Source organism: Bacillus sp. SIMBA_074, from assembly GCF_046534555.1.
Classification (GTDB): domain Bacteria; phylum Bacillota; class Bacilli; order Bacillales; family Bacillaceae_G; genus Bacillus_A; species Bacillus_A mycoides.
Map to the genome: position 1 here is coordinate 1 of NZ_JAWRYM010000602.1, position 268 is coordinate 268.

The following is a 268-nucleotide window of genomic DNA, read 5'->3' on the forward strand; positions in this document are numbered from 1 at the left end:
CTATTTTCCATATTGCTTGCTCAGCCAGTTTCGGTAATCAGTGTTCGTGCCAGAAGCAAGAACGGAAGGGGGCTCTCCGTCTATTTCCCGCATTACGAACGAATTGATGGCGTCGGTGACCCTTTAGACGATCGGATGCGCTTCTTCCTGAAGCGACACCTTTTCGATGGGAACTGGCAGACCATAGCGCAGTCTTTCTTTAACTCGCAGTTGCGCGACCCTAGTTGGATTCGACTTTCGTCAATGAAGCGCTATCAGGATTTTTGGG

At 50.0% G+C, this 268-nt stretch carries 1 protein-coding gene; it reads left to right on the plus strand.

Annotation, left to right across the window (positions count from 1 at the left end; translation table 11 throughout):
• On the plus strand, positions 1 to 268 hold a 268-nt coding region (locus tag SB773_RS32150), incomplete at both ends, for a hypothetical protein (RefSeq protein WP_410594409.1).